The 3,123-nt window shown below is 71.4% G+C and carries 2 protein-coding genes; both read right to left on the minus strand.

The annotated features are described in order from the left end of the window. A partial coding sequence (locus tag G6024_RS00990) for a Mur ligase family protein (protein ID WP_159147622.1) occupies positions 1–1,053 on the minus strand: 1,053 nt, incomplete at its 3' end. Between the two features lie 75 nt (positions 1,054–1,128). After that, the gene (locus G6024_RS00995) at positions 1,129–3,027 is read right to left on the minus strand and encodes a peptidoglycan D,D-transpeptidase FtsI family protein (protein ID WP_159147623.1); all 1,899 of its coding nucleotides are present in this window, start codon (positions 3,025–3,027) and stop codon (positions 1,129–1,131) included. Positions 3,028–3,123: the final 96 nt, after the last annotated feature.

Genomic DNA, 3,123 nt, shown 5'->3' on the forward strand with positions numbered 1-3,123 from the left:
GGGCTCGAGCCGGCCGGGGACCCGGACGCGCGCCAGACCGGCCGCCGCGCCTGCCACGTCCGAGCCGAGGGCATCGACGACGGCCAGTGCGACAAGAGCGTTGGCGACGTTGAACCGGCCGAGCAGCGGTAGTTCGACGTCGGCGGTCAGCCCGCGGGGGCCGTGCACGGTAAAGGTCTGGGTGCCGCGATCGGTGGTCGCGGACTCCCCCGCCGTCCAGTCCGCGTCGGCCCCGGGTTCGGCGGAGACCGTGACCGCGTCCGGCCGCATCCCGAGCAGTCTCCGGCCCCAGTCGTCGTCCACCACGACGACGGCCCGCTCGGCGGGGCGGACCGCGGACCCCGGGTCGGCCTCGGCGTCGAACAGACGGCACTTGGCACGGAAGTAGTCGTCCATGCTCGGATGGAAATCCAGGTGGTCCTGGGTCAGGTTGAGAAATGCACCCACGGCGAACCTGGTGCCGTCCACGCGCCCGAGCCGCAGGGCGTGGCTGGAGACCTCGGCCGCGACCGCGCGGGCCCCCTCATCCCTCATCCGGGCCAGGAGGGCCTGGAACTCGGGGGCCTCGGGGGTCGTGAGGCGACTCGGCAGCGCCCGACCGTCGACCCGGCTCCCGGTGGTGCCGATGAGGCCCGCGACATGGCCGCCGCCTTCGAGCGCGGCTTCGACGAGGTAGGAGGTGGTGGTCTTGCCGGACGTCCCGGTGATCCCCACGACGTCGAGTGCGGCGGAGGGGTCTCCCGCGACCGCCGCGGACACCGCGCCGAGGACGGATCGGGGGTCCGGATGCACGAGGACGGGGACCCGGTCGGCCACGGCGGCCATCATCTCGAGACCCTCGGGGTCGGTGAGCACGGCGTCCGCGCCCACCTCGATCGCGGTGGCGCCGAACGAGGCGCCGTGGACCCGCGTGCCGGGCAGTGCCGCGAAGAGGATGCCGGGGCCGCAGTCCTGTGCGCGGATCGTCGCACCGACGAGGTCGTCACCACCCCGGGTCCTGTCGCCGAGAAGGGTGGCCCGCACCGCGTCTGCCAGCTCTCGCGCTGTCGTCATCGCCTGTCCTCGCCCCGCCTTCCTTGCTCGCTACCCTCCCGTGAACCCGCTACACGCTACCCTGCCGGACGCTGATCACCGCGCCTGCAGGACCAGTTCCGGCGCGGGGGCGGACGGCGGGATGTTGTCGCGATTGACCAGCCACGATGCGATGTCGTGGAAGAGCGGGGCCGCGGAGGCCCCGAGCACGCCGCGCGAGGGGGCGTCGAGCATGATCGCGATCACATACCGCGGGTCGTCGGCGGGCAGGATGCCGGAGAAGGTGATCCAGTAGCGCGAGTTGGAGTAACAGGAGCACCCGGGGTCGATCTGCTGCGCGGTGCCGGTCTTACCACTGATCTGGTAGCCGGCGACCGCGGCCTGCGGGCCGGTGCCCCCGGACTGCACGACGGAGCGGAACATGTCCCGCACCGTGCGGGCGGTCTCGGTGCTGATGACCCGCTCACCTTCGGGACGCTCGGTCTCGGTGCGCTCGCCGTCGGGGCCGACGCGCTCGGCGACGATCCGCGGCGGCACGCGGACACCGTCGTTGGCGATGGTCTGGTAGATGCCCGCCATCTGCAGGGTGGTCATGGACAGGCCCTGCCCGATGGGCAGGTTGGCGAAGGTGCCGCCCTGCCAGTTCTGCAGGTCGGGCACCAGACCCTCGGACTCCCCGGCGAGTTCGATCCCCGAGCGCTGGCCGAGGCCGAACTTGTCGAGGTACTCGGAGAACGGCTCCTTGCCCACCCGCTGGGCGAGCATGAGTGTGCCGACGTTGGAGGACTTCCCGAAGATGCCGGTGGTGGTGTACGGGGTGGGGCCGTGCTGCCACGCGTCGGAGACGGTGACACCTTCCATGCGGATGCTGCCGTCCACGGAGTGGACCTCGTTCGGATCGGTCAGCCCCGCCTCGATCGCGGCGGCGGCGGTGATGATCTTCTGCACGGAGCCCGGTTCGAACGGCGAGGTGATCGCCGGGTTGCCCAGGTCCGCCCCCCGCTCGAGCTCGGCAGCGACCCCGACGGCCGGGTTGAACGTGTTGTCGTTGGCCATCGCGCGGACCTCACCGGTGCGCGCATCGAGCACGACGGCGGACGCGGTCTCGGCTCCGGAGGTGTCCTTGGCGGTCTGGATGGCCTTCTGCACGTGCCACTGCAGGTCCGCGTCCAGGGTGAGGCGGATGGTGTCGCCGTCGCGCGGCTCGGTCACGTTGCGCAGGGTGCCCGGGATGACGGTGTTGTCCTGGGCCCGGTCGAACGTCTGCCGCCCGTCCTCCCCGTCCAGTTCGTCGTTGAAGTGTGCCTCGATTCCCTGGAGCCCGATCAGCTTGCCCTCGTCGCTCTTCGTCGTCGCACCGACGACGTTCGCGGCGAGCGCGCCCCCCGGGTACTCACGGATGTCGACCCGCTCGACCCCGATCATGGGGTAATCGCGGGTGATGGCGTTGGCCAGCGTGACGTCGACGTTGCGGACGAGATAGGTGAAGCCACCCTCCGAGGTGAGTTTGGCCTCGATCTCGTCGCGGTCGACGGCGTCACCGAGCACGGTCTCGAACTCGTCGGCGATCTCCTCGACCAGTTCGTCCCAGGTGGGCTTGGTGCTGTCGAGCTCCCGTCGCACCTCGGCGTTGCGCTGTTCGACCAGCGGCTGGATCGACAGATCGCGGGCCTCGCGGGTGAACGCGATGGGGTCGCCGTTGAGGTCGACGATCGCTCCCCGCGTGGCGGGCAGGACCTCGTGGACCTGGCGTTGGCTCTCGGCGCGGGCCGCGAGCTCCGTTCCCCCGAGGGTCTGCACCCAGAAGAGCTTGACGAGCGCGATGACCATGATCATCGCGAAGGCGGAGCGCATGAAGGTGAAGCGTCGCTCGGTCGCCGAGGCGGTGAGGACCCTGCCGAACCGGTTCGGTGGCCGTCCGGCTCCCGGCGCGGTGCCGCGCGGGGCGCCCGAGGGGACCCGGGCGCCCGTTCCCGGGCTGCGTCGTTCGGTCATCTCCAGCGGGCCTTTCGGGGTTCGGGTGTCTAGAAGAGCGGTCCGGGCACCGGGGCGAGGGTCGCGACGTCCTCACCGGGCGGTGCCGGAGCCGGC

The organism is Dietzia maris (assembly GCF_014144855.1).
In the GTDB taxonomy this organism is placed as follows: Bacteria; Actinomycetota; Actinomycetes; order Mycobacteriales; family Mycobacteriaceae; genus Dietzia; species Dietzia kunjamensis.